Source organism: Actinoplanes sp. CA-252034 (assembly GCF_050956125.1).
Taxonomy (GTDB): Bacteria; Actinomycetota; Actinomycetes; order Mycobacteriales; family Micromonosporaceae; genus Actinoplanes.
In genome coordinates this window covers 7,901,429-7,926,502 of sequence record NZ_CP191846.1, presented here as the reverse complement: position 1 = coordinate 7,926,502, position 25,074 = coordinate 7,901,429, and the positions used below count along the sequence as shown (strand labels likewise).

General features: G+C 71.3%; 23 protein-coding genes. 14 read left to right on the top strand and 9 right to left on the bottom strand.

Going from position 1 to position 25,074, the window contains the following annotated elements:
- Position 1 precedes the first annotated feature (1 nt).
- Positions 2 to 1,303, top strand: a complete 1,302-nt coding sequence (locus tag ACQPZW_RS35965; RefSeq protein WP_433790456.1) for a hypothetical protein — start codon at positions 2 to 4, stop codon at positions 1,301 to 1,303.
- A 186-nt stretch (positions 1,304 to 1,489) separates the two neighbouring features.
- Positions 1,490 to 2,698 carry a hypothetical protein gene (locus ACQPZW_RS35960; protein ID WP_433790455.1) on the top strand — a complete coding sequence of 403 codons (1,209 nt, stop codon included), beginning with the start codon at positions 1,490 to 1,492 and terminating at the stop codon, positions 2,696 to 2,698.
- A gap of 254 nt (positions 2,699 to 2,952) precedes the next feature.
- Here ACQPZW_RS35960 and ACQPZW_RS35955 read toward each other — a convergent pair whose 3' ends face one another.
- The 6 genes from ACQPZW_RS35955 to ACQPZW_RS35930 are packed head-to-tail and all read right to left on the bottom strand — an operon-like array spanning position 2,953 to position 7,820.
- Positions 2,953 to 3,201: a hypothetical protein gene (locus ACQPZW_RS35955; RefSeq protein ID WP_433790454.1), complete on the bottom strand. Its 249-nt coding sequence runs from the start codon at positions 3,199 to 3,201 to the stop codon at positions 2,953 to 2,955.
- 50 nt (positions 3,202 to 3,251) lie between these two features.
- Complete coding sequence (locus tag ACQPZW_RS35950; RefSeq protein ID WP_433790453.1) at positions 3,252 to 3,671, bottom strand: hypothetical protein; 420 nt, start codon at positions 3,669 to 3,671, stop codon at positions 3,252 to 3,254.
- A complete protein-coding gene (locus tag ACQPZW_RS35945; RefSeq protein WP_433790452.1) occupies positions 3,668 to 4,504 on the bottom strand; it encodes a carbohydrate ABC transporter permease in 837 nt (278 codons plus the stop codon). Before ACQPZW_RS35945 ends, ACQPZW_RS35950 begins: the two co-directional genes overlap by 4 nt.
- Positions 4,504 to 5,481: a carbohydrate ABC transporter permease gene (locus tag ACQPZW_RS35940; protein WP_433790451.1), complete on the bottom strand. Its 978-nt coding sequence runs from the start codon at positions 5,479 to 5,481 to the stop codon at positions 4,504 to 4,506. The genes ACQPZW_RS35945 and ACQPZW_RS35940 overlap by 1 nt, the downstream gene beginning before the upstream one ends.
- Positions 5,482 to 5,486: 5 nt before the next feature.
- Positions 5,487 to 6,785, bottom strand: coding sequence for an ABC transporter substrate-binding protein (locus tag ACQPZW_RS35935; RefSeq protein ID WP_433790450.1), 1,299 nt, complete (start codon positions 6,783 to 6,785; stop codon positions 5,487 to 5,489).
- A gap of 9 nt (positions 6,786 to 6,794) precedes the next feature.
- Complete coding sequence (locus ACQPZW_RS35930; protein ID WP_433790449.1) at positions 6,795 to 7,820, bottom strand: LacI family DNA-binding transcriptional regulator; 1,026 nt, start codon at positions 7,818 to 7,820, stop codon at positions 6,795 to 6,797.
- 218 nt (positions 7,821 to 8,038) lie between these two features.
- Here ACQPZW_RS35930 and ACQPZW_RS35925 point away from each other — a divergent pair, with 218 nt between their 5' ends.
- The 8 genes from ACQPZW_RS35925 (at position 8,039) to ACQPZW_RS35890 (ending at position 17,634) form a co-directional block, all read left to right on the top strand.
- Positions 8,039 to 9,358, top strand: a complete 1,320-nt coding sequence (locus tag ACQPZW_RS35925) for a Gfo/Idh/MocA family protein (RefSeq protein ID WP_433797723.1) — start codon at positions 8,039 to 8,041, stop codon at positions 9,356 to 9,358.
- Positions 9,355 to 10,776, top strand: coding sequence for a glucuronate isomerase (gene uxaC, locus ACQPZW_RS35920; RefSeq protein WP_433790448.1), 1,422 nt, complete (start codon positions 9,355 to 9,357; stop codon positions 10,774 to 10,776). Before ACQPZW_RS35925 ends, uxaC begins: the two co-directional genes overlap by 4 nt.
- Complete coding sequence (locus ACQPZW_RS35915; RefSeq protein WP_433790447.1) at positions 10,773 to 12,236, top strand: mannitol dehydrogenase family protein; 1,464 nt, start codon at positions 10,773 to 10,775, stop codon at positions 12,234 to 12,236. The genes uxaC and ACQPZW_RS35915 overlap by 4 nt, the downstream gene beginning before the upstream one ends.
- Complete coding sequence (locus tag ACQPZW_RS35910) at positions 12,233 to 13,354, top strand: Gfo/Idh/MocA family protein (RefSeq protein ID WP_433790446.1); 1,122 nt, start codon at positions 12,233 to 12,235, stop codon at positions 13,352 to 13,354. Before ACQPZW_RS35915 ends, ACQPZW_RS35910 begins: the two co-directional genes overlap by 4 nt.
- A 242-nt stretch (positions 13,355 to 13,596) precedes the next feature.
- Positions 13,597 to 14,910: a pectate lyase family protein gene (locus tag ACQPZW_RS35905; RefSeq protein WP_433790445.1), complete on the top strand. Its 1,314-nt coding sequence runs from the start codon at positions 13,597 to 13,599 to the stop codon at positions 14,908 to 14,910.
- A gap of 136 nt (positions 14,911 to 15,046) precedes the next feature.
- Positions 15,047 to 15,658: a fascin domain-containing protein gene (locus tag ACQPZW_RS35900; RefSeq protein WP_433790444.1), complete on the top strand. Its 612-nt coding sequence runs from the start codon at positions 15,047 to 15,049 to the stop codon at positions 15,656 to 15,658.
- A gap of 123 nt (positions 15,659 to 15,781) precedes the next feature.
- Positions 15,782 to 17,026, top strand: a complete 1,245-nt coding sequence (locus ACQPZW_RS35895) for a hypothetical protein (protein ID WP_433790443.1) — start codon at positions 15,782 to 15,784, stop codon at positions 17,024 to 17,026.
- A 110-nt stretch (positions 17,027 to 17,136) separates the two neighbouring features.
- On the top strand, positions 17,137 to 17,634 hold the full coding sequence (locus ACQPZW_RS35890; protein WP_433790442.1) for a DUF6584 family protein: 498 nt from the start codon (positions 17,137 to 17,139) through the stop codon (positions 17,632 to 17,634).
- 28 nt (positions 17,635 to 17,662) lie between these two features.
- Here the strand turns inward: ACQPZW_RS35890 and ACQPZW_RS35885 are convergent, their stop codons facing one another.
- Entirely contained in the window at positions 17,663 to 18,331 is a 669-nt protein-coding gene (locus tag ACQPZW_RS35885; protein ID WP_433790441.1) for a hypothetical protein, read from the bottom strand.
- A gap of 257 nt (positions 18,332 to 18,588) precedes the next feature.
- Here ACQPZW_RS35885 and ACQPZW_RS35880 point away from each other — a divergent pair, with 257 nt between their 5' ends.
- Together ACQPZW_RS35880 and ACQPZW_RS35875 are read left to right on the top strand one after the other, a co-directional pair.
- On the top strand, positions 18,589 to 19,008 hold the full coding sequence (locus ACQPZW_RS35880) for a hypothetical protein (protein WP_433790440.1): 420 nt from the start codon (positions 18,589 to 18,591) through the stop codon (positions 19,006 to 19,008).
- Positions 19,005 to 21,368, top strand: coding sequence for an MFS transporter (locus ACQPZW_RS35875; protein WP_433790439.1), 2,364 nt, complete (start codon positions 19,005 to 19,007; stop codon positions 21,366 to 21,368). The genes ACQPZW_RS35880 and ACQPZW_RS35875 overlap by 4 nt, the downstream gene beginning before the upstream one ends.
- A gap of 290 nt (positions 21,369 to 21,658) precedes the next feature.
- On the opposite strand, the gene ACQPZW_RS35870 is transcribed toward ACQPZW_RS35875, so the two are convergent.
- Positions 21,659 to 22,453, bottom strand: a complete 795-nt coding sequence (locus ACQPZW_RS35870) for a class I SAM-dependent methyltransferase (RefSeq protein ID WP_433790438.1) — start codon at positions 22,451 to 22,453, stop codon at positions 21,659 to 21,661.
- Positions 22,454 to 22,824: 371 nt separating this feature from the next.
- Here ACQPZW_RS35870 and ACQPZW_RS35865 point away from each other — a divergent pair, with 371 nt between their 5' ends.
- Together ACQPZW_RS35865 and ACQPZW_RS35860 are read left to right on the top strand one after the other, a co-directional pair.
- Entirely contained in the window at positions 22,825 to 23,391 is a 567-nt protein-coding gene (locus ACQPZW_RS35865; protein WP_433790437.1) for a helix-turn-helix domain-containing protein, read from the top strand.
- 14 nt (positions 23,392 to 23,405) lie between these two features.
- Positions 23,406 to 23,894: a hypothetical protein gene (locus ACQPZW_RS35860; protein WP_433790436.1), complete on the top strand. Its 489-nt coding sequence runs from the start codon at positions 23,406 to 23,408 to the stop codon at positions 23,892 to 23,894.
- A gap of 158 nt (positions 23,895 to 24,052) precedes the next feature.
- Here the strand turns inward: ACQPZW_RS35860 and ACQPZW_RS35855 are convergent, their stop codons facing one another.
- On the bottom strand, positions 24,053 to 25,069 hold the full coding sequence (locus tag ACQPZW_RS35855) for a LacI family DNA-binding transcriptional regulator (protein WP_433790435.1): 1,017 nt from the start codon (positions 25,067 to 25,069) through the stop codon (positions 24,053 to 24,055).
- Between the last annotated feature and the right edge of the window lie 5 nt (positions 25,070 to 25,074).

Sequence of the window (25,074 nt, the reverse complement as noted above, 5' to 3'; positions counted from 1 at the left end):
GATGCGGTCGGCACAGCTGCCGGAGTGGACCAGCCGGCTGGCGAAGGGCGCGGCGTTGACCGCGGCGTTCTCGGTGATGGCGTTCGTCTGCGGGTTCGGCGCCCTCGCCTTCGAGTGGCATCCGATCGGCGGCTCGTCCACACCGGAGGCGCAGGGCGCGGGAACGCTGCCGGCCCGGATCGGGGCGCCGACGCCGTGGACCCCGGATCTCGAGGATGCCCCGATCGGCGCGGCCTCGGTCCTCTACAGCTCGAACACCTGGTACCCGGACGGGTCGCAGGGGCTCTCGGGCCTGGTCGGCCGCAGCGACGACACCTACCGCGTGGCGACCCGGTCCGGTACGGCCGGGATGGGATCGGTGCTGTCCCCCGACGGCGCCCGGCTCGCCACCGCGGGCGGCATCGTCGACCTCGCCACCGGCAAGGTGACCGGCTGGGGCCCGCAGTGGGGCGACGGCGTCGCGGTGGAGCCGGAGGCCTGGTCGCCCGACGGTGGCACGGTCGCGGTGCTGGCCGGGGACTTCCTCGATCCGGGGCTGGCCGACGACACGACGAGGCTGTTCCTCTACGACGTGGCCACGGGAACCCCGCGGCAGGTCGCCGAGCTCAACCGGGTCGTGGCGATGAGCGGCTGGACGGCGGCGTTCTCCCCGGACGGCACCCGCCTCGCCTACCAGAGCGGCGACAGGATCAGCGTCCTCACCCGCGCCGACGGGACGACGGTGGACGTGCCGACTCCGGCCGGGGCGCGGCTCGCCGGCAGGGGCGCGTGGACCACTGACAGCCGGAGTCTGCTGGTGGTGACCGGCGCCGAGTGCGACTGCGGCACCCACCCGATCCGCTGGACGGTCACGCCGATCTCCGTGGCCGACGGCACGGCGACCGGTACGGCGTACACCCGCGACGGGAGCTACGCGTTGCGGGTGCTGGGCTGGTGGCCGTCCGGGCAGCCGGTGGCGGTCGAGTACACGGCCGTCGAGGGCGCCACCGCGACGGTCTTCGACAAACCCGGCCCGCAGTACGACCTGAGCAGCCAAGACAGCATCGCGGCGGCCCGGCTGATCACCCTCGGCACGGGTGTGACGCTGATGGACGGCGACCAGTGGGGCATGACCGGGGACGTCGAGTCGATCGACGTGGCCGACGGCGTCCTGGCCCGCGGCGAGATCCGCCCCGGCTCGCCGCCGCTGCTCGACGTGGACGGGATCCTCGTCACCGTCCTCGGCATCGTCGCCCTGTCCCTGATGATCCTGCTCACCCTGGGAGCGTGGCGGGTGGCGGCCGCACTGAGGCGACGGCGCTGACGACGGTCCCGACGGACGGAGCCCCGGCGAGGCGACGGCGCTGACCGATGGTCCCGGCGGACGGTGCGTCGGCGAGGCGGCGGCGCTGACCGATGGTCCCGGCGGACGGTGCCCCGGCGAGGCGGCGGCGCTGAAGTGGCCGGACGGCGGGCAGCGGCCGGTCACCGTCCGCCGTAGCATCTGCCGGTGGTATTTCGACGGATCGCTCTGACCCTGCTCGTCGCCGGCAGCCTGGCCGCCTGCCAGTCCGGTGAGACGCCGCCGGCCGAGCCGGTCGCCGCGGCGCCCGCGCCGGTGACCGAGGGTGGTGTGGCGTCGGCGCCGGGCGCGTCGGCGTCGGCGCCGTCGGTGTCCGTGTCGCCGCCGGTGTCCGGATCGCCGTCCCCGTCACCGTCGAAGGTGACGGTCAAGACCCTTCCGAGACCCGGCAATGCGTCCGGCTCGGCCGCGGTCCCGGCGGCGGCGAAGGCGGTCGACACGAGCAGGCCCGACCGTACGATCGGCGACGGCACCCCGGCCGGCTGCACCTCCGCCGCGGTGGTGAAGGCGGTCGCGGCCGGCGGTGTCATCACCTTCGACTGTGGCCCGTCCCCGGTGACGATCACGATGGCCGCGACCGCGAAGGTGCGCAACCCGGTGGCGAAGGTGGTGCTCGACGGCGGCGGCCGGGTGACCCTGAGCGGCGGCGGGAAGCGGCGCATCCTCTACATGAACGTCTGTGACACCGCCCAGGGCGTCAGCTCGGCGAGCGGGCACTGCCACGACAAGGTGACCCCGCGGCTGACCGTGCAGAACATGGCCTTCACCAAGGGCAACGCCACCGACCCGACCGACGAGCTGGGCGGCGGCGGGGCGATCTTCGTCAACGGCGGCGGCCTGCGGGTGATCAACTCGCGGTTCACCGACAACCGGTGCGCGGGTACGGGACCCGACATCGGTGGCGGCGCGATCCGGGTCCGGCTGCAGGGTGGCAACCAGCCGGTGTACGTCGTGGGCAGCACGTTCTCCGGTGGCGTCTGCTCCAACGGTGGCGCGCTGAGCAGCATCCACGTCTCGTGGACCATTCTGAACAGTGTCTTCTCCGGCAACTCGGCCGTCGGCAACGGCGCGAACCCGGCCCGCGACGGCACACCCGGCGGCGGCAGCGGCGGGGCGATCTACCAGGACGGCGACACCTACAAGCTGACGCTGAACGGGACCGTGGTGGAGAAGAACCGGGCCAACGAGGGCGGCGGCGCGATCTTCTTCGTCAGCAACGACCGCACCGGCACGCTGACCATCCGCAACTCGACGTTGCGCAAGAACGTGAGCGAGGGCTTCGAGACCGACGGGCTGCCCGGCATCTTCTACCTGGGCAGCGGCGATCCGGTGACGAGCGGTTCCAAGCTCAGCTGAGCCGGGCGGACCAGGCCCCCAGTGGCGGCTCGCGAGAGCCCTGCGAGAAGCGGGCCTCTAGCGGTAGCCGGAGGGGCACTGCGGGGAGGCCGGACGGCGCGGGGGAGGTGGTGGCCGCCGGGGCCGTGACGGGCCGGGACGGCTGAGGCGCAAGGCGGAGTTCCGGTGCACGCGTTCCTCGGGGGCGGGGTGGTCGGGCCGATCGGCCCGTAGTGTCGTACCCGGCCCCCGGAGTTGCTCCACTGTGACCGGTGTCACGCCGACGGGTGATGTCCGCCCCGGATCGAGGACGGTGGGGCCAGGCGGTCGCTGATCATGTGCGCGGCGAACAGGTGGAAGCCGATCACCAACGGGATCGTCGCCGGCACCGACAGCGCCAGGAAGAACGCCAGCACCCCGGCGAGAGCGGGCGCGATCGCGGCCCACGGCCGGGCCGACGTCCGGCTCCACGCCCAGGAGAGGGCCGCCTTCCACGGGGTGCCCGGGTCCCGGCCGACGGCCACCAGGGCGAGCGTGGCGACTCCGGCCAGCAGACAGGCGACCCCACCGGTGATCAGCAGGACCGGTGTGCCGCGGGGACCAGGCCCCGGCTCAGCGCCATCAGGTCGATCAGCAGCAGTACGGCCACCAGCACGAACGGGATGCCGGGCAGGATCGAGCGACCGTACTGGCGCAGCAGCGGCCGGAACGCGGGCAGCCGGCCCTCCCGGTAACGATGGTGCACGGCGGTGGACCCGGCGGCCAGCGCGGCCGTGAGGGTCAGCACCGGCAGGGCCGCGGCGGTCACCACCACCCCGATCAGGGCCAGGTCGGTGCCGAGGGCGAACCGTTCCCGCCAGTCGGGGCGGGACTGCGGCTCGTCCTCGCGTGGCCAGTCCGGCGCAGCTCCACCCGTACCCGCGGAGGAGGAGACCGTGAGGGGCGGCCCGCCCGCCGCCGAAGCGGCGAGCGGGCGGCTGAAGAAGCGTGTCATCCCTTGAGCCCTGACGTGTTGATGCCCTCGACCAGCAGGCGCTGGAAGGCCACGAAGAACAGGAAGACCGGGGCCAGCGAGAGCACCGACATGGCGAACATCGGGCCCACCGAGGACTGGCCGCTGGAGTCGATGAAGAGCGTCAGCGCCACCGGGGCGGTGTACTTCTCCAGGTCGGAGAGGTAGACCAGCTGGCGGAAGAAGTCGTTCCAGGTCCAGATGAACGAGAAGATCGCCGTCGACACCAGCGCCGGCCGCGACAGCGGCAGGATGACGTGCCGGAACACCCCGAACGGGGTGCAGCCGTCGATGATGGCGGCCTCGTCGAGCTCGCGGGGCACACCCCGCATGAACTGGACCATCAGGAAGACGAAGAACGCCTCGGTGGCCAGCAGCTGCGGGACGATCAGCGGAGCGTACGGCCAGTCGCCGCCCACCCAGCCGAACGTCTTGAACATCACGAACTGCGGGACGATCAGCACGTGCCCGGGCAGCAGCAGCGTCCCGATCATGATGGCGAACCAGAAGCCGCGCAGCTTGAACTTGAGACGCGCGAAGGCGTACGCCGCCAGCAGGCAGGAGACGCAGTTGGCGATCACGGTGAGGCCGGCGACCATCGCGCTGTTGACGAAGAACCGCCCGAAGCTGACGTCGAAGTTGCTCCAGCCGGCCCCGTAGTTGCCGGGTGTCCAGAGGCTCGGGAGGATCCCCATGTTGTTGAGGACCTCCTCCTGGCTCTTGAAGGAGCTGCCGAGCATCCACACCAGCGGGTAGAGCACCACCGCCGAGAGCAGGACCAGCGTGAGAGGCCGGGCCAGGCGCTGGAGGGTCATCAGTCTTCTCCGTCCGAGTAGTGCACCCAGAACCTGCCGGTCCGGAAGACGACGGCGGTGACCAGGCCGATGAAGAGAAGGAACACCCAGGCCATCGCCGAGGCGTAGCCCATCTGGTATTCGTTCCAGCCCTTGATGTAGAGGTGCAGCGTGTACATGAGGGTCGAGTCGACCGGCCCGCCGGTGCCGTTGGAGAGCACGAACGCCGAGGTGAAGCCCTGGAAGCCGTTGATCGTCTCGAGCACCAGGTTGAAGAAGATGACCGGGGACAGCATCGGCAGCGTGATGTTGAAGAACTTCCGCCACGGGCTCGCGCCGTCCACCGACGCCGCCTCGTAGAGCTCGACCGGCACCTGCTTCAGACCGGCCAGGAAGATCACCATCGGAGCGCCGAACTGCCAGACGGCCAGCAGGATCAGTGTGCCGAGCGCGAAGTCGGGGTCGTTGACCCAGGCCTTGCCCTCGATGCCGAACCAGCTCAGGAACGAGTTGAACGCGCCGTCCCGGTTGAACATGTTGACCCAGACGATGGCCAGCGCCACGCTGCCGCCGAGCAGCGACGGCAGGTAGAACAGGCCACGGAACAGGCCGGCGCCCTTGAACGGGCGGTTCAGCAGCATCGCCACGCCGAGGGCCGCCGCCAGTTTGAGCGGCGTGGCCACCAGCGCGAACACCAGGGTGGTCTGGACCGCGTGCCAGAACGACGGGTCCTCGGTGAACATCGTGCGGTAGTTGTCCAGCCCCACCCACTCCATCGACTCCCAGTCGGAGAGGACGTCGTAGTTGGTGAAGCTGAGGTACAGCGACATCAGCATCGGGACGGCCGTGATGGTCAGCAGCCCGAGCAGCCAGGGGGAGAGGAAGAGGTAGCCGGCGACGCCGTCGGTCCGGTGCTTGGCGGGGCGACCCCGCCGCTGGGCAGCGGCGGGGCCGGCCGGCGGCCGGGTCGACGAGGGCCGGGCCGTTGTTGTTGCCATCGGACTCACCGCTTGATCGCGGCCTGGCTGGCGGCGAAGAACTGCTCGGCGGCCTGGGCGGGGGTGGCGCGACCGTACTGGGCTTCCTCGGCGGCCTTGATCAGCTCGGAGCGCACCGTGCTGTGGCCCTTCGGCGGAACCGTCGGCGCCGGGCCGAAGTTCTTGCCGAGCTCGTCCATGACCTGGATGGTCTCCTTCATCGCCGCGTTGTCCGTCGACCCGGCGACCTGGGTACGGATGTCGAGGTTCGACGGCAGGCCACGGTCGGTGCCGAGGATCTTGCCGGCCTCCGGGTCGTTGACCAGGAAGTTCAGCACGTCGGCGGCGACGTCCTTGTGCTTGCTGCCGCGGTAGACCGAGAAGTACATCGAGGCGCGGGCCCACTGCTTGGTCGCGTCACCGGGGTAGGCGATCACGGCGAGGTCGTCCTTGGTGTTCTTCTGCAGCTCGGGAAGCTGGTTGGCCCACACCCAGGAGGTCAGCGCCTTGTTCGTCACGACCAGCTGCTTGGTGACGTCGGTGGCGTTGCCCTCGTGGATCACGTCCGGGGTCGGGGTGGACTGGCCGTCACGGGCGCCCTTCCACAGCTCGAACCAGGCCTGCACGTCAGCCTGGGTGAAGCCGAGCTCGCTGCCCTTGTAGAGCTCCTTGCCCTGCTGGCGCAGCCACAGCCAGAACGCCTTGTAGTCGGCGCTCGGGTCCATGGTGCCGGCCACCTTGGTCTTCGTGGCGGCGTCCTTGGCCCAGGCGATGTGCTCCTCCCAGGTCTGCCCCGTGGTGGGCACCGCGACCCCGGCGGCGTCCAGCTTGGCCTTGTTGTAGACCAGGCCCTGGGTGTTCTCGCCGGGGGCCAGGCCGGCCAGCTTGCCGTCGACGGTGCCGTAGTCGATCAGGCCCTTCTGGAACTTGGCCGTGTCGATCTTCCCGGACTTGGTGTACTCGGACAGGTCGGCCGTGACGTTGCGGGTCGCGTACTCGGCCAGGTAGTTGTCGTCGATCTGGAAGATGTCCGGAGCGTCGTTGCCGGCCGTCAGGGTGGCCAGCTTGTCGAAGTAGCCCTGGTTGGCCTGCCACGTCTTCTTGAACGTGACCTCCGGGTGCTTAGACGTGTAGAGGGCGAGGGCCTGCTCGGTGAGCTGGGCGCGGGCCTCACCGCCCCACCAGAAGAAGCTCAGCTCGACCTTGCCGTCGTCGGCGGCCTTGTCGTCGCTGCTGCACGCGCCGAGGGCGAGGGGAAGCGCCAGCATGGCGGCGACGACACCGCTGAGCACGCGGCGTCGGGGAAGGGGGTGGTATGCGGTCATGGGGTCTCGTCACTCCTTGACGGTTGCGGCAACCTCAGCGTTGAGCGCGACGGCCGGGGCGTACGGCCCCGGGCCGGTGGAGTTGCGGATGATCAGGTCGGTCCGGAGCGTGACCTGTCCGGTCGCCCCGTCGTCGCCCTGCTGGAGCAGCATGTCGACGGCGGTACGGCCGGCGGCCGCGGTCGGGTTCGCCACGGTTGTCAACCGTGGGCGGACCAGCCCGCTGTACGCGATGTCGTCGATGCCGACGACACTCACCTGCCCGGGAACGTCGACGCCGCGGTCCTGCAACGACTGGAGAAGGCCGATCGCCATCAGGTCGTTGTAGGCGAGCACCGCGGTGGCGCCGGTCTTGAGCACCGCCTCGGCGGCCGCGGCGCCGGCCTCCTCGACCGGCTGGTTCGGGCCGAGGACGGTCAGATCCGCGCCGGCTGCCCGGGTGGTGGTCCCGGCGGCCCGGCGGATCTCCCGGTTGGTCCATGAGCCCCGTGGCCCGGCCAGGTAGACCAGGTGCCGGTGGCCCAGATCGAGCAGGTGGCGTACGGCTTCCCGGGCGCCGTGTCCCACGTCCATGACCACCGCGGGCAAGCCGGTGATCAGGCGGTTGATCACGACCAGTGGCACCTCACGGCGCACCTGCTCTATCTGGTCGTCACTCATCCGGGGACTGCACAGGAGGATCCCGTCGACCTGCTTGGCCAGTGCCTGCACCAGATCGAGCTCGACGATCGGATCCTCATCGGTGTCGGCGACGAAGACGTGGTAGTCACGCCGCCGGGCGTGGGTCTCGGCCGCCTTGATCAGCGGTGGGAAGAACGGGTTCGCGATATCGGCCACGATCAGGCCGATGTTGTGGGTACGTCCGGTGATCAGCGCCCGGGCCGCCCGGTTGGGGCGGTAGCCGAGCTGCTCCGCGGTGGCCAGGACCCGGGAACGCGTCTCGGGGTTGACCAGGTGCGGGGCGGAGAACGTGCGCGACACCGTGGAGATGTGCACTCCGGACGCTCTGGCGACGTCCCGGATCGTCACGGCCACGGTGCCCTCCTTGATGGCGATCCGATGTGACCCGGATCTCTCGGTGAGAGCCATTAATGCAAACGGTTGCGGTGGTGTCAACGCCCTTCTATGTCGCTCCCGTTTCAAGATCGTGTTCAGGCTGGGTCAAATATGGACAAATGCGTGTTACGCATTGACTTCGCTCGTGCTTCCGTCCCTAATCTGTTGCAAACGTTTGCCGAATGGAGGCGACCGGAATGTCCCCGTCCCCACCCCGCCGGTACGCCCTCGTGGGCGCCGGCGCACGGGCTGGAATGTTCGTCCGGGCGATCACCGGTGACCACGCGGACGTGGCCGAGCTGGTGGCCATGGCCGACACCAATCCCGCCCGGCCGGCCGCCCACAACAAGCGGCTGGCTAAGCCCGTGCCCGTCTACGACGCGGCCGACTTCACCGAGATGCTCAAGCGCGAGCGCGTCGACGTCGTGCTGGTCGCGACCGTGGACCGCTTCCACGACCACTACGTCGTGGCCGCACTCGAAGCCGGCTGCGACGCCATCACCGAGAAGCCGATGACCGTCGACGTCGCCGGTTGCCGTCGCATCCTGGACGCGCAGCGGCGCACCGGCCGCGACGTCCGGGTCACCTTCAACTACCGCTACAACCCGCTGCACGAGGCGGTGAAGCGGGTCATCTCCTCCGGCGAGATCGGCGAGATCGGCTCGGTCCACTTCGAGTGGCTGCTCGACGTCCGGCACGGCGCCGACTACTTCCGCCGCTGGCACCGCGACAAGGCCAACTCCGGCGGCCTGCTGGTGCACAAGGCGGGGCACCACTTCGACCTGGTCAACTGGTGGCTCGACGACGGTCCAGATCAGGTCTTCGCGGCCGGGCGCCTGTTCTTCTACGGCGAGGCGGGACGACGGCACGGCTACGCCCGCGACTACGACCGGGCGCACGGCGCGGCCGACGCCGACGGCGACCCGTTCGCGCTGCGGATGGCCGACGAGCCGGCGATGAAGGAGCTCTACCTCGACGCCGAGGGCCACGACGGCTACCACCGGGACCGCAACGTGTTCGCGCCCGGCGTGACCATCGAGGACGACATGGCGGTGCTGGTCCGCTACACCGGTGGCGCGTCGATGAGCTACCACCTCACCGCGTACGCCCCGTGGGAGGGCTACCGGGTCATGTTCAACGGCAGCCGCGGCCGTCTCGAGCTCGAGGTGGTGGAGAGCGACCACGTCGCGCCGGGTGCGGCCGCCGGAGTCAAGGGCGAGCCGGGCGCCGAGTCGACCGCCGAGAAGGGCTTCAAACGACTGCTGGTACGGCCGTTCTGGGCCCCGCCGCGGGAGATCACCGTGGAGGGGCTGGCCCGCCACGGGCACGGCGGAGCGGACGTGCGGATGCTCGCCGACCTGATCCGTCCGGACGCCCCCGCCGATCCGCTCGGCCGCACCGCGGGCGCCGTCGACGGCGCCCGCGCCCTGCTCACCGGCCTTGCCGCCAACGAGTCCCTGGTCCAGGGCCAGGCCATTCGCGTGCACGACCTCCTAGATCTCAAGGACAACAGGTGACCGACGAGAACCATCTCCTCCCCGCCGAGCCGGCCCAGCGGCAGATCGCCCGCGAGCTGTACCAGCACGCGAAGGACCTGCCGCTGATCAGCCCGCACGGGCACGTCGACCCGGTGCTGCTCGCCGACGACGAGCCGTTCCCCGACCCGGCCCGGCTGTTCGTCGTCCCCGACCACTACGTCACCCGGATGCTCGCCAGCCAGGGCATCCCGCCGGCCCGCCTCGGTGTGCCCAGTGTGGACGGCTCCGCGGTGGAGACCGACGGCCGCGCCATCTGGCGGCTGCTGGCGGAGAACTGGAAGCTGTTCCGTGGCACCCCGTCACGGCTCTGGACCGAGAAGGTCCTCGCCGACGTCTTCGGCATCTCCTCCCGGCTGGGCGCCGACACGGCCGACGAGATCTACGACGAGCTGTCCGCTCGTCTGGCCGAGCCCGCGTACCGGCCGCGTGCGCTGTTCACCCGGTTCAACATCGAGGTCCTCGCCACCACCGAGAGCCCCCTGGACGAGCTGCAGGCGCACGCCAAGCTGGCCGCCGACGGCTGGGGCGGCCCCGGCGGACGGGTGATCACCACCTTCCGCCCGGACAACCTGGTCGACCCGGACTGGCCGGGCTGGGCCCAGCGGGTCGCCGACCTGGGCGCCCTCACCGGCCTCGACGTCGGCACCTACTCCGGTTTCCTGGCCGCGCTGCGCAGCCGGCGCGAGGCGTTCATCGCGGCCGGGGCCACCAGCTCCGACCACGGCCACCTCACCGCGAAGACGCTGGTCCTCGACGACGCGGACGCCGCCGTGCTCTACCGCAAGGCCCTCGGCGGCAGCGCGAGCGAGGACGACGCCGAGGCGTTCCGGGCGCACATGCTCGTCGAGTTCGCCCGCATGTCGCTCGACGACGGCCTGGTCATGCAGCTGCACCCCGGCTCGGTGCGCAACCACAACCGCGACCTCTACCAGCGGCACGGCCGGGACACCGGCGGCGACATCCCGTCGGCCACCGACTACGTGCACGCGCTGCGGCCACTGCTCGACGCGTACGGCACCGACCCCCGCCTGCGGGTCGTGCTCTACACCCTGGACGAGACCGCGTTCAGCCGGGAGCTCGCCCCGCTCGCCGGTGGCTACCCGTCGCTCTACCTGGGCGCACCCTGGTGGTTCCTGGACAGCCCGAACGCGCTACGGCGGTTCCGGGAGACGGTCACCGAGACGGCCGGGTTCTACAACACGTCCGGGTTCGTCGACGACACCCGGGCGTTCTGCTCCATCCCGGCGCGGCACGACGTGGCCCGCCGCGTCGACGCCGGATACCTCGCCAAGCTGGTGTCCGAGGGCACCCTGCCGCTCGACGAGGCCGCCGAGACCATCGCCGACCTGGCGTACCACCTGCCGAAGCGGGTCTTCCGCCTGGACCGGCAGGCATGACCGTGACCTACCGCCTCGACCGCGGCGCCCTGTCGTCCCTGCCCGCCGCGAGCCGCCCGGCCGTCACCCCCGGCTCGGTCCGGCCCGGCATCGTCCACCTCGGACTCGGCGCGTTCCACCGGGCCCACCAGGCCGTCTACACCGAGGCCGCGGTCGCCGCGTCCGGTGGTGACTGGGGGATCATCGGCGTGGCCCCGCGCTCCCGGGCGATCCTCGACAAACTGCGCGAGCAGGACGGGCTCTACAGCGTCCTCACCGTCGGCGACGGGGCCGACCGGGCCCGGGCGGTCGGCATCCTCGCCGGGTTCGGGCACGCGGCCGGCGATCCCTACGGAGTGGTCGCCGCGATCGCCGACCCCGGCGTGCGGATCGTGTCGATGACCGTGACCGAGAAGGCCTACCGGCTCGACCCGGCCGGAAAGCTGCTGCTCGACGACGAGCTGCGCGCCGAGCTGACCGGGCACGCGCCGCCGGCGAGCGTACCGGCGCTGCTCGTGCGTGGTCTGCTGCGGCGGCAGGCCGCCGGTGGCGGACCGCTCACCGTGCTGTGCTGCGACAACCTGATGGGCAACGGCCCGCGCATCCGCGGCCTCGTCGAGCAGGGACTCGACGTCGCCGGCGGGCAACTGCCCGGCGGAATCGCGTTCCCGGCGACCATGGTCGACCGGATCGTGCCGGCCACCAGCGCCGAGCACATCCGGCGGACCGCGGCCGCGCTCGGCGCCGACGACGCGGCCCCGGTCGTCGCCGAGCCGTTCCTGCAATGGGTGATGCAGGACGACTTCCCCGGCGGGCGGCCGGACTGGGACGGCGTCGGCGCCATCATGACCGACGACGTCACCGGCTGGGAGAAGCTGAAACTGCGGGCCCTCAACGCGGTCCACTCGGCATGCGCCTATCTCGGGGCACTGGCGGGCCGCGAGCTGATCGCCGACTCCCTGGAGATCCCCGGGCTGCCCGCGGTGCTGCGCCGGTTCGTCGCCGAGGACGTCGCGCCGACCATCGCGCCGCCCGAGGGCGTCACCGTCACCGGTTACGGCGAGACCGCCCTCGGCCGGTTCGCCAACCGCGAGCTGGGCCACCGCAACCTGCAGGTGGCGATGGACGGCAGCCAGAAACTCCCGCACCGGCTGCTCGGCACCATCGCCGACCGGCGAAGGACCGGCGAGACTCCCGGGTGGGCGATCCTCGTCCTGGCCGCATGGATGCGCTTCGCGAGGGGGTACGCCGACAGCGGCGCCCCCCTGCATCTGGACGACCCGCTGGCGAACCGGATCCGCGAGGCGCTCGCCGCGGCACCGGACACCGCTCCCGGCGTGGTCGGCGCGCTGCTGGCCCTCGACGAGGTCTTCCCGCCCCACCTGGCGGGCGACGACGTCCTGCGCCGCGAGCTGATCCGCTGGTACGGCGAGCTGGAGAAGCACGGCGTCGAGGCGACCATCGGAGGGCTCGCGCGATGACGACGACGGTCGCGTTGATCGGGGCGGGTGGGCACGGGCTGTCTCATCGCCGGGTGCTGCAACGGCTCGCCGACGAGGGGCGGATCGAGGTGGCCGGGCTCTGTGACCGGCGACCGGTGGAACCGCACCCGGATGCACCGCTGGACGGGGCGCCGTTCTACCGCGACCACACCGAGCTCCTCGAGAAGACGCGGCCCGACGTCGTGGTCATCTGCACGCCGCCGCACACCCATCTGGCGCTCGCGCTGGACGTGTTCGCGGCCGGGGCCGATCTGCTGCTGGAGAAGCCGCCGGTGATGTCGCTGGCCGAGCACCGGAAGCTGGCCGAGGCGGCGTCGGACAACGGGCGGATCCTGCAGATCGGCTTCCAGGCGCTGGGGTCGGCGGCCCTGGCCGAGTTGTGCGCGGCCGGGCCGTCCGGGGACATCGGGGTGACCGGGGCCTGGTGGCGGCCGGACACCTACTACCAGCGGGCGCCGTGGGCCGGGAAGCGCCTGGTCGACGGGCGGCCGGTGCTCGACGGCGCGCTGGTCAACCCGTTCGCGCACGCGCTCATGCAGGCGCTCGTCGTCGCCGGCGACTCCTTCCGGCCGGTGAGCATGGAGCTGGAGCGGTACCGGACCCGGGCGATCGAGACCGACGACACCACGTTCGTGCGCCTGACCGGCCCGGACGGACGGCGGATCACCGCGGCGGTGACGCTCGCCTCGCCCGTCTTCATCGCCGGCGAGATCCGTGTCGGCGACGCCGTCCTCGAATACCCGACCGACCGCCTGCGGCTGCCCGGGTCGCCGCAGCTCCGGCACGTCCCCGGCCGGGTCGGGCTGCTGGAGAACCTGCTCGACCACCGGCGGGACCGGGCCGTGCCGCTGCTGGCGCCGCTCGGGCGGACCGCCGGCTTCACGGCGGTGGCCGAGGCGATCGTGGCCTCGCCCGCGCCGGAGGAGATCGGCGCGCGCTGGCTGGCACCGCACCCGGACGGGGGCGGCTCGGTCGTCGCGGGCATCGACTCGCTGGTCCGGGAGGTGGCCGATACGGGGCGGCTGCCCTCCGAGGCCGGCGTGCCGTGGGCGCGGTCCGGTCATCAGGTCGCGATCGGCGGCGTGCCCGCCCGCTGACCGCCCCGCGTGGTGGCCCCCGGGTGCGGACCGCACCCGGGAGTCGCCGCGCGGAACAACCGGATCCAGCCCGGCGGTCGCGGAACGGCCCGGTGTCCCGCCGGTGTCGCGGGGGAGCCACGGGAGGAGGCGTCCTGCGGTCGTGGGCGTCCTCTGCCGTACCAGAAAGGGTCTCGTCATCTAGAGAAAGGGTTCTGATGTCAAGGAATGCTCTGCCGGACCGGGAAACGGCCGGCTAGGCCGTGCGTACCGCTCTCGCCGCGACCATCGGCCTCGTCCTCGCCGCCGGTGTCGCCACTGTCCCCGCCTCCGCGGCCCCCGTGAAAACGCCGGCCGGGGCACGGGAGGTCCTTCCCGCGAATGACGGATGGGCCGCCGCCACCACCGGAACCACCGGTGGCGCCGCGGCCGACGACGCGCACGTGTTCGTCGTGAGCAATCGCGCCGAATTGGCTGCCGCGCTGGCCGGAGGCACCGATCCGACACCCCGGATCGTGCTGATCAAAGGCACCATCCGGGCCAACGAGGATGACGCCGGTAATCCGCTGACGTGTGCCGACTATGCGGATCCGGCCTACTCGCTCGACGGTTATCTCGCCGCTTACGATCCCGCGGTGTGGGGTCGTGCCACCCGGCCGACCGGGCCGTTGGAGGAGGCGCGGGTCCGTTCACAGCGCGCTCAGGCGGCCCGGATCCAGTTGAAGGTGGGTGCGAACACCACCGTCTACGGCCTGCCCAACGCACGGCTGGTGGGCGGCAACCTGCTCATCCAGAACGTGGACAACGTGATCGTGCGCAACGTGCGGTTCGAGGACGCGGCCGACTGTTTCCCGGCCTGGGATCCGACCGACGGATCGCTCGGGAACTGGAATTCCGCCTATGACCTGGTGACCCTGACCGGGGCGACGCACGTGTGGGCGGATCACAACACGTTCAGCGACGGGAACAACGACGACGCGAATCAGCCGCTCCACCTCGGGCGGCCCTATCAGGTGCACGACGGCGCGCTCGACATCATCCGGGCCTCCGATTACGTCACCGCCTCCTGGAACGTCTTCTCCGAACACGACAAGACGATGCTGATCGGGTCGACGAACACGGTCGGCGCGGATGTCGGGAAACTGCGCGTCACCCTGCACCACAACAAATTCGCGAATGTCGGACAGCGCGTTCCGCGGGTGCGTTTCGGTCAGGTCGACGTGTACGACAACTACTACTACCAGACCGATGAGGACACCTATTCGTACTCGTGGGGGGTGGGGGTCTATTCGGCGATCTACGCCGAGAACAACTTCCTCCTGCGCAGTGCGGACATCGCCCTCGACGACGTGGTCTACGACTGGGGCGGTACGGCGATCACCGAGATCGGCACGCTGACCCGGGTCGGCACCGGACCGGTCCAGGCCGTCGACCTGGTCGGTCGGTACAACGCCACCCACGATCCGGACCTGGGCACCGACGCCGGCTGGACGCCGGCTCTGCGGGCCGGTCCGGTCACCCCCACCGCCGCGGTTCCGGCGCTGGTCGACAAGGGCGCCGGCGCGGGCCGGTGCTGAACCGCTGATTCCCGGCCCGTCGGTGACGGGCCGGGAATCGGTCTCCGCACGGATTCGGGAATGCCCGGACCAGCGAGTTCACCTCGACTACGCTGACGCCTATTCCCGACATTTCCGTATTTGCGGAGTGGTTCTCATGAAATCAGCTGCCCGCCGCCTGGCGGCGGTCCCGGTCGGAATCCTTCTCCTCGCCAGTCTCGCCGAACCGGCCGGTGCGTCCGGTTCCACCGCGATCCTCACCCCGCCCGGCGCCGGAACACCCGTGCTGGAGCAGATGCGCCGCGACGTCGCCGCCGCCACCGGCGCGGCCGACGTGCCGTGCTGGCATGACCTCACGATCAAGTCCATCGCCAACGGTCGCTACGTCTCGGCGGAGATCGGCTGGAGCGGCGGCGACTACGGCGCGCTACGGGCGCGAGCCGTGACGCCCGGCAAGTGGGAGAGGTTCCTCGTCTGCCGGGACGCCGGCACCGGCGTCACCAAGATCCGTGCACAGGCGAACAACGACTTCGTCTCCGCCGAGCTCGACTACGCCGGCGCCCGCTACGGGATGCTGCGCGCGCAGGCCGACAAGGTCGGCGGCTGGGAGCGCTATTACTCCAACAGCGCGCCCGGCGGCCAGTTCTCCTTCTACACCAGAGACACCAAACGGTGGGTCGCCGCGGAGACCACGTTCACCGGCAAGTTGAACGGCGTCCTGCGTGCCAGGGCCACGAGCGTGAGCGCCGAGGAGACGTTCGCATGGTGAGGTTCCTTTAAAGAGGAAGACCCTGAACCTTAAGTTTCTCTTTATTTCGATCAAGGGTGATCCGCCGCTGGGAGCGTTCCCGTATGGACCGGCGAGAAGGTGGTCCAAGAGGAAGGCACGCAGATGAAGCGGTACCAGAGCTACCGGAGCAACGCCGGGGGATCCAACATCCGACGCTGGCGTGTGGCCGGTGTGGCGGGTGTCGCGGTGGCCCTGGTCGGCGTGGGTCTGGGTGTGGCAGCGGCGGCGGACAACGCCGTACCCACGGTGAACTGCCCCACGGTCGCCGACAAGCTGGGCGCCGTGCCGGCCCAGGCGCAGGCGGAGATCGCCCGTAACCTGCAGCTGCTGAACACGCAGATCCAGGAGGCGAACACCCGGATCCGCAACACCCAGGGTCAGGGCGGCGCCAACTTCATCCAGAACGCGATCCTCGGCCCGCTGAAGGACAAGCGCTTCGCCGTGATCAACCGGATGGAGACGGCGATCGGCCGGACCATCGCGAAGCCGAACCTGAACGCCGAGGGCCTGTCGGGCTGCTCGCTGAACGCCAACGGCGGCGGCAACGCCTCGCCCGAGCCGGCTGACGTACCCGCCGCCGCGGTGTCGGCCGGCGCCGCCGCGGTCGGCAACGTCGGCGCGATCGTCTGCCCGGACGTCGTCATCAACGTCGCGGTCCCGGCGCAGGCCAAGGCCGAGATCGACCGGAACCTGGCTCTGCTGCAGACCCAGATCAACGAGGCCAACGCCCGGCTCAAGAGCTCCGTCGGCCAGGGTGGCGCGAACTTCGTGCAGAACGCGATCCTCGGCCCGCTGAAGGACAAGCGCTTCGCCACCATCAACCGGATGGAGACGGCGATCGGCCGCAACGCCGCCAAGCCGAACCTGAACGCCGAAGGCCTGTCGACCTGCTCGCTCGACGCCGCCGGTGGCGGTGGCGCCGCGGCCGAGCCGACCGCCGCCCCGACCACGCAGGCCCCGGCCGGCAACGGCAACGCGGGCAACAACGGCAACGCGGGCAACAACCAGGCCGCGGCCAGCCGGAACACCGGCAACGTCGGGATCAACGACGGCACCGCGCAGGTGGACTGCCCGAACGTCGTGATCAACGTGGCGGTCCCGGCGCAGGCGCAGGCCGAGATCGACCGGAACCAGGCTCTGCTGCAGACCCAGATCAACGAGGCCAACGCGCGGATCAAGAGCACCGCCTTCCAGGGCGGCGTGAACTTCATCAACAACGCGATCCTCGGCCCGCTGGAGGACAAGCGCTTCGCCACCATCAACCGGATGGAGACGGCGATCGGCCGCAACGCCGCCAAGCCGAACCTGAACGCCGAGGGCCTGGCCGCCTGCAACCTGAACAAGTGACCCACGCCTGATCGACGAAGGGGCCCGGCCGCATGGCCGGGCCTTTTCGCGCACCGGTTCCGTCTCGTCCCGCTTTTGCCCGGTGGTGCGCATCCACCAGAATCGGCGGCATGGCGAAGCTCGAAGTCCTGGCCAAAGTGGACGCCGACCTCGAACGCGGCCACACCCACCTCGCCGCCCAGCGGCTCAACAGCCTCATCTCCGCCGACCTCTACGACCTGGACCTGCGCGCCCGGCTCGCGGCCGTCCACCGCCGCACCGGAAACGCCGCCGAAGCCGGGCGCTGGGGTTACCTCACCGAGGACGTCACCCCGGCCGAGCTCACGGCGTTCGCCAAGGCCTACTACCGCTCCGCCTCCGACCAGTTGCGTGCCCTGACCCTGCGCGGCGAGACACCGCGCGGTCTCGGGCCCCTCGCCGAAGCCCGCTTCGCGGACCTGGTCGACCGCGCCTCCTCGCCGGCCGCGTCCCCGCACTCCGCGCCCGGGCCGACCCGGGCGGTCGAGCCCCCGTTGTCGCCCAGCGACGCCGTCGCCGGGATCATCTTCCTGACCATGCTGGTCTTGTCGGTGATCGGAGTGGTCACCGTCGTCCGGTGGTTCCTCTGACCCCTCCGCTGCTCTACGGGGGAGTGCATCAGGAACGTGGTGGTCGCTCGGGGTCGAGGGCCACCGGCTCGCCGGAGTGGCCGGTGGAGGGGGCGGTGTCGACGAAGAGCTTGTCCAGGGTGGGGCGGGCCGCCTCCTGCGCCTCCCACGCCTCCACCGCGTCGAACTCGGCGTTCCACACCTCCTCGACCAGGACCTCGGCGGCGACCGACGCCACACGCGCCTGCTCACGGACCTGGACGGTCTCCGCGACAGCCGCCTCATAGGCCCGGCGGGCAGCCAGCACCCGGCCGTCGTCGAGCAGCGCCGCCGGTGGCCCGGCCGAATGCCAGATCCCGTTCAGCTGCTCCACCGACAGCTCACCACGCCGGTACGCCGCGAGCGCCGCCCGCTGCACCAGCAGATGTGTCTCGTCGACGGTGGCCACCCGGGCCTCCCACTGGGCCTCCAGGAACCTGTCCTCCGCCTGATCACGTGCCCCGGCGGCCAGCTCGGCCCGGCGCCGTGCCTCCTCGGCGTCGTCCGCGGCCCGGTCGGCGGCGGCGCGCACCGCGTCCACATCGGCCAGCAGCTCCTGCACCTCACCCGGCACCGCGGGCGCCCGGGCCGGCCGCTGCCAGGCCGCCACCGCCGCCATGCACGTCAGGATGAACACGACAGCCGCGGCGGCGACAGCCGCCCACGTCCAGACCATCACCTTCGGACCCTTCCCCCGCGCTCGATTCCCATCGATTCCGACCGTAGAAGGACGAATGGATCTTCGCCAGCCGGGCCCTGCCGGAGAGACGGCCGACACCCGCGGACCATCACGATCGCTGGCGGATAGCACGATCGGATAGCCTCGGGCCGCGTTGATGTGGATCGCGGTCATTCCCCGCGCGTGGCAGGTCGAGTCCGTAACGCGGACGTGGTAGAAAGCCGGCCGACACCAATCGACACAGGGGAGGGCCAGCCGTGCCAGGGAGCACACGCACGATCACCGACGGCGATGGTGGAGCCGTCCGGGCCGGCGGCAGCGTGGTCGTCTACCTGCCCGTCGGCGTGCGCTCCCGGCTGCGTGAGCTGGCCGCCGACACCGGCCGCTCCCACACCCAGCTGGTCTTCGACGCCCTCAACGCCACCCACACCCGGCTCGCCGAGGTGGTCGGCGGCGACGGTGAGCCCGTCGCGGAGTCCGACGGCATCTTCATCACCCAGCGCTCCGGTCGCCGCCGGCATCGTGAGGACCGGGTGCAGGTGTCCATCCGGCCCCACCCGGTCAACCTCGCCGTGATCGACGAACTGGCGGCACGGCACACTACCGGCAACCGCTCCGCGCTGATCGCCGCGGCGCTCGACGAGTTCCTCCCGGCATCGAAAGGCGTCACCTCGTGAAGCAGTTCAACGACCTGGTCGCCGGCTTCTGGCAGGACTATGCCGCCCTGGTCCTGCTGGCCGGCGGCCTCCTCGGCGTCGTGCTCCTGATCAGCTTCGGCATCTGGGCGAAACGATCGAAGAAGCCGCTGCGGCCGATCGCGCTGGCCTTCAGCATGAACCTGGCGCTGCTACTCAACGCCGAGGGCATGTGGGTCATCGCGATCGACCAGCTCAGGCTGCCGCCGATCTTCGCGGTGCTGGTGTTCGCGGTGTTCGAGATCTGCTTCCTCACCGCCACGTCGCTCGCCGCCGAGCAGTACCGTCGCACGTCCACCTACGCGCCCGACGGGACGATCGTCACGCCCGGTCACCCCGGGCCGATGCTGTGGATCGCGGCCCTCATCGCGGGACTCTCCGGTGTCATCGTGGCCAGCAACGCGGTCACCTTCACCGAGAAACTGCTGCGGCTGGCCGTACCCTGCATGATCTTCCTGATGTGGTGGGCGGCACTGACCGCCGCCGGGCAGCGGGTGCGGCGAGGGCGCTTCGCCTACAGCCCGCGCCGCCTCGCGGAGCGCTGGGGATGGCTCATTCCGGACGACGACCCCGATCTGGTACGCATGGCGGCCGATCGCCAGGTGCGGCGGATGGTCGTCAACTACCACCGGGTCAGTGCCGGGCGGTTCCCGAAGCCGTGGTGGCGCAACCGGCTCCTCAAGGACGCGCGCACCGCCGGCGAGCCCGTCGTCGACGAGGTGATCGAGCAGCTCGCCCGCATTCAGCGGGTGATGGACCTGCTGGTGCCGGGCGCGGTGCGGATCGCCGTCCCGGTCCGGAACCCGGCGCCCGCGGAGACACCGGCCGCCGCTGTCCTGGCCGGACTCCCATCGTCGCCGGAGTCGGCCCGGTCCCTCGGCACCGTCGTGGCATCGCCCTCGACGGCGTCTCCATCCCCGTCTCCGTCCCCGTCCCTGTCCCCGTCCCTGTCCCCGTCCCTGTCCCCGTCCTCTGACGGCTCGGCTGCTATGTCGTCGTCCGGCTCGGTGGTCTCGCCTTCGTCCGGGGTGCCTTCGTCCGGGTCGGTTGCCTCCTCCGGCTCGGTGGTCTCGTCCGGTTCAGTGGCTTCGTCTGGGTCGGTGGCTTCGTCTGGGTCGGTGGCTTCGTCCGGTTCGGTGGCTTCGTCCGGGTCGGTGGTCTCGGGCGGCTCGCCGTCGTCCGGTCAGGCCGTTCAGTTCGTGGAGCCGGTTCAGTTCGTCCAGCCGGCGTCGCCGGCCACCGCTCCCGAGATCGAGCCCGCCATCGCCTCCGCCGGGACGGCGGAGCCCGGTCCGGTCGGTCCGGTGTCCGCCGGGGTGGACGACCGGTCGGCCGCGAACCAGTCGGCACTGGTCGACGGGCCGCCCGTCACGAATGGCATCAACGCTCCGTCCGGGCCCACCGGCACCGGGCGAGCGACCCTCGTCGAACGGACGATCGCGGCCGGTGGAGGCGTGCTCCCCATTCCCGCCCAGCGCGGGGTGACCCGCGACGGTGCGGCGGGGCCCGGTCCCTTCCCGCCGGCGCCGGTCGTCACCACCGCGCCCCCCGCCGGCTCCGCGCCGGGTATGGTCGCCGCGCCCGCGATCATCCCCGCCCCGGCCGCCGCCCCGGCCTGGGCGGCCACCCCGACCGGGGCCCGCCCGGCGGTCAGCATCGCCGGATCGCCCTGGTGGCGGCTCGCCGTCGACCGGCTCAGCAAGATGGTCGCCGAGGAGATCGGCGCCGAGGACCTGCCGGAGATGAACTACATGCGGCGGACCGAGCTCGCCCGCAAACTCGCCCCGCGAGTCCAGGAGCTCGGCGAGGGCGTGGTCCGCACGTTCATCAACGAGTACATCAGCGAGCTGGACGGCGAGCACGTCGAGTCGGCCTACCCGTGGCGGGACTTCCTGCCCTCCCCGGCGGTGGCCCCCGTCGACTCGGACGCCTGGCACAAGGCCCTGCTCGACCTGCGTACCGCCCTCGAGGAGGAACTCGGCGAAGGCACGCCCCTCGACCCCGAAGAGCTCGCCGACCTGCTTGCGCCCAGCGCGCCCCGGCTCGACGAGGCCACCATCCGGCGGTTCATCGGCGACTATGTGCTCGCGCTCAGCGGCATGACCGCCCCCGGCAGCGCCCAGCCCTGGGCCGAGCTGCTGCCCCGCCCGCAGAGCGTGCGCCCGGCCAGCGACGAGGACCTGCTCGAGATGCACGGCGCCGAGCTCTTCGAGCATCTGCGCAGCACCGGGCGGCTCAGCCGGTACAAGGTGCAGGCCGTGACCGGGATCAAGAGCCGTGTCCAGGCCGACCGGATCAAGTCCATCATCGAGGAGCGGGCCGCCGAGACCGCCACCGCCTGACCCTGCCGTCTCGAGACGACCGCGGGCCGGGCTTCCCGGTCACCGGTCGCGATGAGACAGGATCCTGTCAGCGCTGTCCCGGCAACCTCCGGGGCAGCGCTGATGCCGTCCTGGGGCCGGCGTCTCGCGCTGCTTCCAGTTGCCGTCCCGGTTCGTTCGGAGCGGCGCCGGGGTCGGCCCGGGTCGCGGGGTCGGCCCGGGTCGCGGGGGCGGGGGTTCTACCCGGGGGCGCGGGGGCGGGTTCTACCGGGTCGCGGGGCGGGTTCTACCGGGGGTCGCCGGGGCGGGTTCTACCGGGGAGTGGCGATCCAGACTGAGCGGGTGCTGAGGACCCGCAGGTCGGAGCGGGTGTGCAGGGCGTTCGGGTCGTCCTTGTCCAGCAGGGTGTCCAGCGTGGAACGATCGTCCGCGGAGAGTTGGTCGGCCATGCGGGAGCGGATACGGCCCAGCGTCGCGTAGGCGTAGCGGATCGCGGTCTCCGGCAGTGGTGAGCGCAGGCCGACGGTCACGTCGCGGGACTCGCGGATGGTGAAGCCGGCGGCGATCAGGCGGGACGGCCAGTCCGAGCCGATGTGCGGCAGGTGCTCGGCTCTGGCCTCGTCGAGCAGGACGTGGCACCGGGCCTCCATGCCGGGACGGCCGAAACCCAGGTCGTCGGGGAGGAACCGCGGCATCTGCTCCATCTCGATCATGGCCAGGAGGCCGCCCGGGCGGAGCGTGGCGTGGATGTCGCGGAGCACCCGGTCCGGGTCGGCCATGTGGTGCATCGACGACGAAGCCCACACCAGATCGGCGTGACCGATGGCGGGCCATGCCTCGTCCAGGTCGGCGCGGAGCGGGCGGACCCGGTCGGCCACGTCGTGGCGGGTGGCGCTCTCGTGCAGGTGCCGCAGCATCTCGTCGGACGTGTCGATCGCGGTCACCGTCGCCTCAGGGAAGCGGCGGAGCAGAGCGAACGTGCCGGTTCCAGTGCCGGCGCCGATGTCCAGGACGTCGCGGACCGGATGGTCGCCGGCCAGCTCGGCGATGCGGGCGGTCAGCTCGGCCAGTTGGCCGGCGGTCACCTCGGCGTCCAGATCCAGCATCTCCTGAAGGCCGTCATCGTGCCCGTGCCCGTGCCCGTCACCGTGGCCGTGGCCGTGGCCGTGCCCGTGGGCGGGGCCGTGCTCTTCGCCGTGCCCGTGCCCCTCGCCGTGGCCGTGCCCGTCGCTGTGGCCGTGCTCTTGGCCGTGGCCGTTGCCCTTTCCGTGCGCCGGCTTATCGCCGCCGAGGTTGGTGGCGTCGGCGGTCGGGTCACCGTGGCTGTGATGGCCGGGGCGGTGGGGTCGCCGGGGGTGACGGCGTCGGGGGTGGGGTCGCCGTGGTTCGTGTGGAGGTGCGGGCCGGCGGTGTGGTGAGCGTTTGCCATGGGAACGACTGTAGGTCGTGATTGCGGCTAGCGCATACAATCTTGCGTATGACGCAAGATGCTGAGGTGGATGCGATCGTGCGGGCCCGGATCAGGGGGCTGCGGATCGCCAGGGGCTGGTCGCTCGACGAGCTGGCGGGGCGGTGCTTTCTCAGTCCGTCGACGTTGAGCCGGATCGAGACGGGGCATCGGCGGATCGGGCTCGACCAGCTCACGGCCATCGCCCGGGCGCTGGGGGCCAGCCTCGACCAGCTCGTCGAGACCGCGGGGGACGCTGTCGTCATCAAGCCTCATCATCATCCTGAGCGCGGGATGACCACCTGGGTCCTCAGCGGGGAGGACGGTCGTACCGGGCTGACCGTCGCGCGGATCCGGGTCAGCCGGCCGGCTTCGCGGCGGGCCGAGGATCAGCGGGTGCATCCGGGGCGGGACTGGTTCACGGTGCTGTCGGGGACGATCGAGTTGCTGCTCGGGGAGCGGGAGGTGCTCGTTCACGAGGGGGAGGCGGCGTCCTTCTCGACGATGACTCCGCACGCGTTCGGGGCTCGGGGCGGTCCGGCCGAGGTGATCGCGGTGTTCGATCCGGATGGCGAGCGCAACCACGTCGACGCGTGACGGATCATCTTCGGATGGCCCGTGTACTGCGGCTCTTCGCCGACTATCACCAGATCCATGTCACTGATCCGGTTCACGGAGGCGATCTCGGGGAGGCGTGGACAGAGGGCGCGGCCGCCGACCGGTTGGCCGTCGCTGACGGGGTGGCCGGCGTGGGGACGGCGGTCGACGTGTTCGTGGAGGTGACCGTGGACGTCCTGGAGACGGCGCCGGATGTCGATCCCGGCGGGTTCGATCATGTGGTCGAGGGCGCGTTCGAGGTCGGGAGTGGACGGGTCCTCGTGCTCGGGTGCACGGACGGTGTGGAGGATGCTGCGGGGTTCGACGTTCCGGGCGGGTGGACACGGATCAGGGTCTCCCTGTCGAACCTGGAGGCCGCCTGGCGCGCGGGTGTCGACTCGGACGACGATCCCGGCACGACCGAGCGCGTGCTGATTCAACTGTGGCCGAGCGGGCCGGGACCGGTCACTGTGCTCAAGCGGTGGACCGAACCCGAATCCTGAGCGCGGCGGGGATGCCTCTTGCGTGAACCGGAGCATGGGTGGCCGTATCAAATGAAAAAGCGGACCATCGCGAGGCCCGTCGGGTAGCGGAAGCCGGGTCGGCGTGGGGGAGCGGCGACGGCCGTCGGGTGCGGTGGCCGGGTCGGTGTCGCGAGGCGTCAGCGCGGCGGGGGTACGCATGAGGCGCGCCACGCCAGGGTGGCGTCGGCGGGCTCGGCGTGGGGGATGTGGTCGTCGTCGAGGGCCAGGGCCATGGCCCGCTCGCCCATCTCGACGAGCGGCAACCGGACCGTCGTCAAGGCGGGGGTGACGTCGCGGGCGATCGGCATGTCGTCGAAACCGGTGACCGAGACGTCGTCGGGGACCCGGATGCCGCGCTCGCGGAGGGTGGCCATCGCGCCGACGGCCATCGAGTCGTTCAGGGTGATCAGGGCGGTCAGGCCGGGCTGCGCGTCCATCAGGGTGCCGGCCGCGGCGGCGCCGCCGTCGCGGGTGAAGTCGGAGTAGATGAGCCTCGACGTGGGGAGGTCGACGCCGGTGTCGGCGAACGCGCGGCGGAAACCGGTGAGCCGGTCGGTCGTCGTGGTCAGGTAGCGCGGGCCGGCGATCACGCCGATCTCGCGGTGACCCAGCTCGAGGATGCGCAGGCCCAGCTCGTGGGCGCCGGCCTCGTTGCCGGGCAGGACCGCGGTGCCGACCAGGCGGTGCCGGCCGATCACGGCGACTCGCCCGCCGGCCTGCTGGTACGCCCCCAGCTCGCCGTTGAGCCGCTCGGTGAACTCGTCGTCGTGGTAGCCGGACCCGGCCAGGATCAGCGCGTGCACCTGCTGGGCGCGCAGCAGGCCGACATACGCCAGCTCACGCTCCGGCTCCCGGTAGCTGTTGCAGATCACCAGGAGCCGGTCGTGGGCGCCGGCCTGCCGCTGCAGGCCGCGGGTGATCTCGGCGAAATACGGGTCGGAGACGTCGTGGACGATCACGCCGACCGCGGACTTCCGGGGGCGCGCCACGTTCTGCGCGTGCGCGTTCGGCACGTAGTGCAGCTGGCGCACCGCCGCGAGGACCCGCTCCCGCAGGTCCTCGTTGACCTTTTTCGCACTGTCGTTGATGACGCGGGAGACGGTCGCCGGGGAGACCCCGGCGAGCCGGGCAACATCCGCCAGGGTGACCGCCATCCGCA

What these genes read in the sequence shown, in the direction of transcription:
- ACQPZW_RS35965 (WP_433790456.1), top strand. Translation starts at nt 2, where the DNA reads ATGCGGTCGGCACAGCTGCCGGAGTGGACCAGCCGGCTGGCGAAGGGC.
- ACQPZW_RS35945 (WP_433790452.1), bottom strand. Translation starts at nt 4,504, where the DNA reads ATGACCCTCCAGCGCCTGGCCCGGCCTCTCACGCTGGTCCTGCTCTCG.
- ACQPZW_RS35895 (WP_433790443.1), top strand. Translation starts at nt 15,782, where the DNA reads ATGAAGCGGTACCAGAGCTACCGGAGCAACGCCGGGGGATCCAACATC.
- ACQPZW_RS35865 (WP_433790437.1), top strand. Translation starts at nt 22,825, where the DNA reads ATGACGCAAGATGCTGAGGTGGATGCGATCGTGCGGGCCCGGATCAGG.
- ACQPZW_RS35915 (WP_433790447.1), top strand. Translation starts at nt 10,773, where the DNA reads ATGACCGTGACCTACCGCCTCGACCGCGGCGCCCTGTCGTCCCTGCCC.
- ACQPZW_RS35870 (WP_433790438.1), bottom strand. Translation starts at nt 22,453, where the DNA reads ATGCTGGATCTGGACGCCGAGGTGACCGCCGGCCAACTGGCCGAGCTG.
- ACQPZW_RS35900 (WP_433790444.1), top strand. Translation starts at nt 15,047, where the DNA reads ATGAAATCAGCTGCCCGCCGCCTGGCGGCGGTCCCGGTCGGAATCCTT.
- ACQPZW_RS35925 (WP_433797723.1), top strand. Translation starts at nt 8,039, where the DNA reads ATGTCCCCGTCCCCACCCCGCCGGTACGCCCTCGTGGGCGCCGGCGCA.
- ACQPZW_RS35940 (WP_433790451.1), bottom strand. Translation starts at nt 5,481, where the DNA reads ATGGCAACAACAACGGCCCGGCCCTCGTCGACCCGGCCGCCGGCCGGC.
- ACQPZW_RS35860 (WP_433790436.1), top strand. Translation starts at nt 23,406, where the DNA reads ATGGCCCGTGTACTGCGGCTCTTCGCCGACTATCACCAGATCCATGTC.
- ACQPZW_RS35910 (WP_433790446.1), top strand. Translation starts at nt 12,233, where the DNA reads ATGACGACGACGGTCGCGTTGATCGGGGCGGGTGGGCACGGGCTGTCT.
- ACQPZW_RS35890 (WP_433790442.1), top strand. Translation starts at nt 17,137, where the DNA reads ATGGCGAAGCTCGAAGTCCTGGCCAAAGTGGACGCCGACCTCGAACGC.
- ACQPZW_RS35935 (WP_433790450.1), bottom strand. Translation starts at nt 6,785, where the DNA reads ATGACCGCATACCACCCCCTTCCCCGACGCCGCGTGCTCAGCGGTGTC.
- ACQPZW_RS35855 (WP_433790435.1), bottom strand. Translation starts at nt 25,069, where the DNA reads ATGGCGGTCACCCTGGCGGATGTTGCCCGGCTCGCCGGGGTCTCCCCG.
- ACQPZW_RS35950 (WP_433790453.1), bottom strand. Translation starts at nt 3,671, where the DNA reads ATGACACGCTTCTTCAGCCGCCCGCTCGCCGCTTCGGCGGCGGGCGGG.